Genomic DNA, 6,465 nt, shown 5'->3' on the forward strand with positions numbered 1-6,465 from the left:
CCAGGAAACGCCACGGCCCGGAGCGGAAGTTCCAACTCCGGGCCACGACACTACGTTCGGGTGAATCTACTCAAGCGGTCTTCCGCACGGCGCGGCCGCTCGGCTACGGAAAGCGACCCGGCGGAGGGCGCTCGGGCCTCAGCCGCCCCGGCGCCACCACGGCGCCACCACAGCTCCGGGCGGGCTCCCCGACCGGTGGGTCAGACTGGTACCTCGACATAGGTGCGGCCGGCCGGGACCGCCACCGCGGTACCGCCGGTCGCCTCGGCCAGCCAGGTGTGGAACGCGGCCACCTCCGGCTCCGGCACGCCCACTTCGATCCGCACCCCGGCCGCCTCGTAGACGAGGTCGCTCACCGCGTACCCGGCGGCCCGCAGGTCGTTCTCCACCCGCCCGGCGCGTACGTGATCCGCCGTCACCGCGAGCAGCGCGACCGGCCGCCGCTCCAGCAGGCCGATCTCGTCGACCGCGGCCGACACCGCGTTCCCGTACGCCCGCACCAGACCGCCGGCGCCGAGCTTGATCCCGCCGAAGTACCTGGTCACCACGGCGACGGTGTCGGTGAGGCCACGCCGGCGCAGCACCTCCAGCATCGGCACCCCGGCCGTGCCGCCGGGCTCGCCGTCGTCGCTGGAGCGCTCGCGGCGCTGCTCGTCGCCGACCACGAAGGCGGTGCAGTTGTGCCGGGCGTCCCAGTACCGCTTGCGGATGCCGGCGATGAAGGCCTGCGCCTCGTCCTCGTCGGCGACCCGGGCGAGGTGGCAGATGAAACGGGACTTCTTGATCTCGGTCTCGTGGCTGCCGGCCCGCCGGATGGTGAGGTACGGCCTGGCGGTCGGTTCCGGCGTGGCGGACATGGCGCGGTGGTTCTCCCGGGAACGGCGACGGCTGGCGGCGCGCACCCCGGGCGTCCGGGGCGGCACCGCCAGCCTAGTTGGCGCGCGACCGGAGGGTCGGCGGCCGGGGCGTCGGCGACCGGAGGGTCAGCGACCGGCCAGGGCGTCCAGCTGTGCGCGGTCCAGGCTGGTCAGCGCGGTGACCTCGGCCGGGTCGACGGCGCCGCAGTCCAGGCCGCGCAGCAGGTAGCCGCTGAGCGCCCGGGCGGTGGCCGGCTCGTCCATCACGTCCCCGCCCGTCTTGGCGACGTACGCGGCCAGCCGGGCGGCGGCGGCCGCCAGGCCCTCTCGGTAGAAGGAGTACACCGCGACGTAGCGGGTCGGCAGGTGCGCCGGATGCATGTCCCAGCCCTGGTAGTAGGCGCGGGCCAGCGAGCGGCGGACCAGGTCGTGGTGGAGCTTCCAGGCGGCGTGCACCTGCTCGGTGGAGCCGGTGGGGATCACGTTGGTCGAGCCGTCGGAGAGCCGGACCCCGGTGCCGGCCGCGGCCACCTGCATGACCGCCTTCGCGTGGTCGGCGACCGGGTGGTCCATGCTCTGGTAGGCCGCGCTGACCCCGCAGGAGGCGCTGTAGTCGAAGGTGCCGTAGTGCAGCCCGGTGGCACGGCCCTCGGCGGCCTCGATCATGAGGGCGACGGTGGCCCGGCCGTCCGGGCCGAGGATGGCCTGGGTGGTCTCGATCTGGATCTCGAAACCGATCCGGCCGGCCGGCAGCCCGGCGCGGCGCTCGAAGTCCTCCAGCAGCCGGACCAGGGCTGTGACCTGCTCCGCGTAGGTGACCTTGGGCAGAGTCAGCACCAGGCCCTCCGGCAGGCCGCCGTTCGCCAGCAGGGTGGCGAGGAAGAGCTCCAGGGTTCGGATGCCGCGGGCACGGACGGGCGCCTCCATGCACTTGATCCGGATGCCGACGTACGGCGGCGCGCTGCCCTGGGCCACCGCGGCGGCGACCAGTTCGGCGGCGCGGACGGCGGCGGCGTCCTCCTCGGCGTCCGGGCGCGGGCCGTAGCCGTCCTCGAAGTCGATCCGCAGGTCCTCGATCGGCTCGCGCCGCAGCTTGGCGCGGACCCGGGCGTGCACGTCGGCGAGCAGCCCGTCGTCGGCGACGCCGAGGGCGCGGGCGAGCTCGGTGGGGGTGCCGGCGTGGGTGTCGAAGGCCTCCACGGCCTGGCGGCCCCACTCCCGCACGGTGTCGGCGCCGAAGGCGTCGGCCGGGACGTAGACGGTGTGAACCGGCTGCCGGGTGCCGGAGTCGCCCGGGTAGCGGCGCCCCAGATCGGCGTCCACCGGGGCGAGCAGCGCCTCGACGGCAGCGCGGGCGCCGGCGGAGAAGGAGGCCCCGCCCGTCGGCCCGGTTCCGTCGACCTCGACCTGCGACATCCGCACTCCTCCATGCCGAACCAGCGCTTCAACAATTTGTTGAGGCGAAGGTAGCTCCGGCGGGGTCGGGCGTCAATGGCCGACCGAGCGGTGGACCGAGGGTGTCGGCGCGGGTTCAGTCCCTCCCGGCGGCGGCGTAGCGGTCGCGAAGCTGCGGGTAGAGCTCGGCCACCTCCTTGGGGTGGACCGAGCCGTCCGGGCCCTTGCCGCTGACGCCGTACTCGGCGGTGAGCCAGGCGGCGAGGCGCTGGGGGTCGGGCTCGTGGCCGTGGTTGTCGATGTACGAGACCAGGGCGTCGTAGGCGATGTCCTGGTCGAGGGCCGTGGGCGCCGGGCGGTGTTCGGGCTGCTCGGCTTGGACGGGCTCCTCGGCCGGAGCGGGCTGCTCGGGCTGGGTCGGCCGTTCGGCCTGGGCCTGCTGGGCGGCCGGGGCCTGCTGCGACCCGCCCGGCTCGGCCTGCGGGACGACCGGGTGCTGGGCCTGCGGCCGAGGCGTCTGGGCAAGGACCGGCACGGGCTCCTCGGCGACCGGGCGCGGCGGCTTGAACCACGGCGAGGCCTGGCCGGGCACCCGCCCGCCCGGTGCGGGGTCGGCCGAGTGGCCGGTGGTGCGGACCGGGCGCTCGGTCCAGACGTTCAGCTCCTCGCCACGGGGCTGCGGGGCGGCGTCCGCCGCCTCCTCCGGCTCCTGCGCGGCACGCAGGCGGACGGCGTGCAGCTTCGCCAGCATCGGCGCGGCGACCTCGGCGGACATCGGCGCGGCAGCCGCGGGGGCTGCGGGGGCCTGGGCCTCGGCGGAGGGCTGCGCCTGGGGCTGGTCCTTGTCCTGCGCCTGCGCCTGGGACGGCTCAGGTCGGACTTGCTGCGGGTTCTGGGGCCGCTGGGTCTGGGCCGCGCTCGCGGCGCGGGCGGGGACCGGGCCGCCCACCGCGGGAACCGCCGAGGCGATGGCCGTGGCGGCGCGGCTCTGCTGGAGCTGCAGTTCGAGCTCCTTGACCTCCTTCTCCGCCCGGACCTCCTTGGCCTCGCGCTCGCGGGCCTCCTCGTCCAGCCGGTCGAGCAGCGACGGGTCCAGCGGGACGCCGAACTTGGCGAGCTTGAGCGGCAGCAGCGCCTGGATCGGCGCCGAGCGGCGCCAGCCACGGCCGTACCGGAAGCGCAGCTGCGCGCGGTAGACCAGGCGGTTCTGCTCCAGCCGGATGACCTCCTCGTAGGAGCGCAGCTCCCAGAGCTTCATCCGCCGCCAGAGCCGGAAGGTCGGCACCGGGGAGAGCACCCAGCGCATCACCCGGACCGATTCCATGTGACGGTCGGCGGTGATCGCCGCGATCCGGCCCACCGCGTGCCGGGAGGCCTCGACCACGACGACGAACAGCACCGGGATGACGGCGTGCATCCCCATGCCGAGCGGGTCGCCCCACGAGGCGGCAGCGTTGAAGGCGATGGTGGCGACGGTCAGCAACCAGGCCGTCTGGCGCAGCATCGGGAAGGGTATCCGCAGCCAGGTCAGCACCAGGTCGAGGGCGAGGAGCACCACGATGCCCGCGTCGACGCCGATCGGGAAGGCGTAGGAGAAGGCACCGAAACCTTTCTCCAGGGCCAACTCGCGCACCGCGTTGTACGAACCCGCGAACCCGATGCCCGAGATGATGCAGGCGCCGGCCGCGACCAGGCCGAGCAGGCCGCGATGGGCCTTGGTGAGCGTTGGGCGTGCCATTACGTCTATCAACCCCTGGATGTCGGCTGCTGCCGTACGCGCCTCGGCTGCCGGTTCCCGCCTATCGGGCCACCGGACGGCTGAGCAACCTCCGGGCTCGGCCCATCGGAGTTTACTCGTACGCGTGTTTCAGCGTTTCCGCAGCCTGGAGTGTCACATCACGCTACGGAGCAACCTCCTCCGCCGGGGCCGGTCGGACCGTCAGCGGTTCTGCCCCGCCGTGCCGTTGAGGTAGGCGAGCACGGCCATCACCCGCCGGTTGGCGTCCTCGTCCGGGGCGAGTCCGAGCTTGCTGAAGATGTTGGCGATGTGCTTGGCCACAGCGCCGTCGCTCACTGAGAGGCGGGCGGCGATCGCCGAATTGGAACAGCCCTCGGCCATCAGCTCCAGCACCTCGCGCTCGCGCGGGGACAGCCCGAGCAGCGGGCCGGGTCGGCGCGCGGTGGTCTGCATCAGCTGGGCGATCACGTCCGGGTCCATCGCCGTCCCGCCCGCAGCCACCCGGCGGACCGCGTCGATGAACTGGCCGGCGTTGAACACCCGGTCCTTCAGCAGGTAGCCGATCCCGCCCGTGCCGTCGGCCAGCAACTCCCGCGCGTACAGCTGCTGGACGTGCTGGGACAGCACCAGCACCGGCAGGCCCTGGATCTCCCGGCGTGCCTTGAGCGCCGCCTGCAGCCCCTCGTCGGTGAGCGTCGGGGGCAGCCGGACGTCGACCACGGCCACGTCCGGGCGGTGGGTCAGCAGCGCCTCCAGCAGCTCGGGGCCGGTCTCCACGGCGGCCGCGATGGTGAAGCCGTGCGCTTCCAGTAGCCGGATCAGGCCTTCGCGAAGGAGGTAGAGGTCCTCGGCGAGGACAACTCGCACGGCAACTCCAAGGTGATGGTGGTGGGACCGCCCGACGTGCTGTCGATGGCGAGGGCACCGTCGAAGGTACCCAATCGGCGTTCGATCCCGCGCAGGCCCGTGCCCCGGGACGGATCCGCCACACCCACGCCGTCGTCCGTCACCGTGACCCGTAGGGAGCCGGCCCGGTACAGGATGTCCACCCACACCTGGTCCGCCCCGGAGTGCTTGGCCGCGTTGGCCAGCAGCTCGCAGATGCTGAAGTACGCGGCGGCCTCCACCGGAGCCGGCAGCCGGTCCGGCAGGCTCACGAACACCTCCGTCGGCAGCGCGCTGTCCAGCGCCAACGCCCGGACGGCATCGCCCAGTCCGCGCTCGGCGAGCACCGGCGGGTGGATACCGCGGACCAGGTCGCGCAGTTCCTGCAGCGCCCGGGCCGAGGACTGCCGGGCCTCGGAGAGCAGTTCCCGCGCGGCGGCCTGGTCGGTGTCCATCAGGTGCTCGATGGTGCCCAGCGTCATCCCGATCGCGACCAGCCTCGCCTGGGCTCCGTCGTGCAGATCACGCTCGATCCGCCGCAGTTCGGCCGCCTGGTTGCCCACCGCGTCCGCCCGGGTCTCGGTCAACTCGGCCACCCGCCTGGTCAGCTGGGCGTGCGTGGCCCGACCGTCCTGGTCCAGCACCCGGCGGGCCACCTCCGCGTACCCGCGCACCGCGTACGGTGCGACGAGTATCCCGGCGAGCACCATGCCGATCCCGACCCCGATGCTCAGCAGGACCGACATCATGCGCGGGCTCATCGGGCCGAACCCGTCCGCGGGAACCGGCCCCGCCAGGGTGTAGGCGGCACCCAGCACCAGCAGCAGCACCACCGGACCGGCCAAGGCGGCAGCAAGGACGGGGTTCACCACCAACCAGGCCAGCTCGGCGCGGGTGGTGCGGTCCCGCAGGCCCCAGTGGACCAGCTGCGCGAACTTCGCGACCGTCCGCGAGCGGTGGTAGGAGTACCCCGTCCACCAGTGCCCGCGCTCGTCCGACTCCAGCTCCGGCCGCGGCTCGTAGGCCGCCGGAAGACGTATGCCGTACCAGCGTTCCAGGAACCTGCGGGTACGGTCCGCGGTCCTCCGGACGAAGGCGGTGGCCACCACGGAGCCGGCGACCAGCGCGGCCACGAGGGCGATCAGGGGCGCCGGGGAGTAGTCCATGAGCAACTGGGCCGTCGCCACCCCCGTGAGGACGGCCGCCACCACCGGCAGCGCGAACCCCGCGGCCGCGGCCAGCGCCACCTGAGCCAGCCTGGCCAGTCCCTGGACGCCGGCCTCGAAGGCCGCCCGAGTCTGCGCACGTACGGACGTGCCGCTCGTGCTGGTCACTGTGGTCACGCAAGCTCCTGATGCCGGTACCGATCGTCCTTCATCAGTGTTCACGAACGACCGGCTCCGGACACTGGCCATGGCACCCCAATTCCGAGGTAGACCTAGGTCCACCTGTCGGTGGTCGGAGCAACACCCGCCGGTTGAGATGGTCCGAAAATGCGAAGAACCCCCATCCGGGATCCGGATGGGGGTTCTTCTGAATGATTGTTCGGCGGCGTCCTACTCTCCCACAGGGTCCCCCCTGCAGTACCAT

Annotated in this window: 5 protein-coding genes; all 5 read right to left on the reverse strand. The window is 73.1% G+C overall.

Annotated elements, in window-relative coordinates:
* Positions 1-200: 200 nt before the first annotated feature.
* The 5 genes from ACGF12_RS33035 to ACGF12_RS33055 all read right to left on the reverse strand — a co-directional run bounded on the left by ACGF12_RS33035 (position 201) and on the right by ACGF12_RS33055 (position 6,218).
* Positions 201-857 carry a YigZ family protein gene (locus ACGF12_RS33035; protein WP_393038394.1) on the reverse strand — a complete coding sequence of 219 codons (657 nt, stop codon included), beginning with the start codon at positions 855-857 and terminating at the stop codon, positions 201-203.
* Positions 858-983: 126 nt separating this feature from the next.
* On the reverse strand, positions 984-2,273 hold the full coding sequence (locus ACGF12_RS33040; protein WP_393038397.1) for a DUF6986 family protein: 1,290 nt from the start codon (positions 2,271-2,273) through the stop codon (positions 984-986).
* Between the two features lie 115 nt (positions 2,274-2,388).
* The gene (locus tag ACGF12_RS33045; protein ID WP_393038400.1) at positions 2,389-3,990 is read right to left on the reverse strand and encodes a DUF2637 domain-containing protein; all 1,602 of its coding nucleotides are present in this window, start codon (positions 3,988-3,990) and stop codon (positions 2,389-2,391) included.
* 201 nt (positions 3,991-4,191) lie between these two features.
* Entirely contained in the window at positions 4,192-4,857 is a 666-nt protein-coding gene (locus ACGF12_RS33050) for a LuxR C-terminal-related transcriptional regulator (protein WP_380614901.1), read from the reverse strand.
* Entirely contained in the window at positions 4,809-6,218 is a 1,410-nt protein-coding gene (locus ACGF12_RS33055; protein WP_393038403.1) for a sensor histidine kinase, read from the reverse strand. Before ACGF12_RS33055 ends, ACGF12_RS33050 begins: the two co-directional genes overlap by 49 nt.
* Between the last annotated feature and the right edge of the window lie 247 nt (positions 6,219-6,465).

The sequence above is a fragment of the Kitasatospora sp. NPDC048296 genome, assembly GCF_043201815.1.
Lineage (GTDB): Bacteria > Actinomycetota > Actinomycetes > Streptomycetales > Streptomycetaceae > Kitasatospora.

Bases quoted from the DNA above. Each gene is read 5' to 3' on its own strand.
- ACGF12_RS33035 (WP_393038394.1), bottom strand. From the start codon at position 857: ATGTCCGCCACGCCGGAACCGACCGCCAGGCCGTACCTCACCATCCGG.
- ACGF12_RS33040 (WP_393038397.1), bottom strand. From the start codon at position 2,273: ATGTCGCAGGTCGAGGTCGACGGAACCGGGCCGACGGGCGGGGCCTCC.
- ACGF12_RS33045 (WP_393038400.1), bottom strand. From the start codon at position 3,990: ATGGCACGCCCAACGCTCACCAAGGCCCATCGCGGCCTGCTCGGCCTG.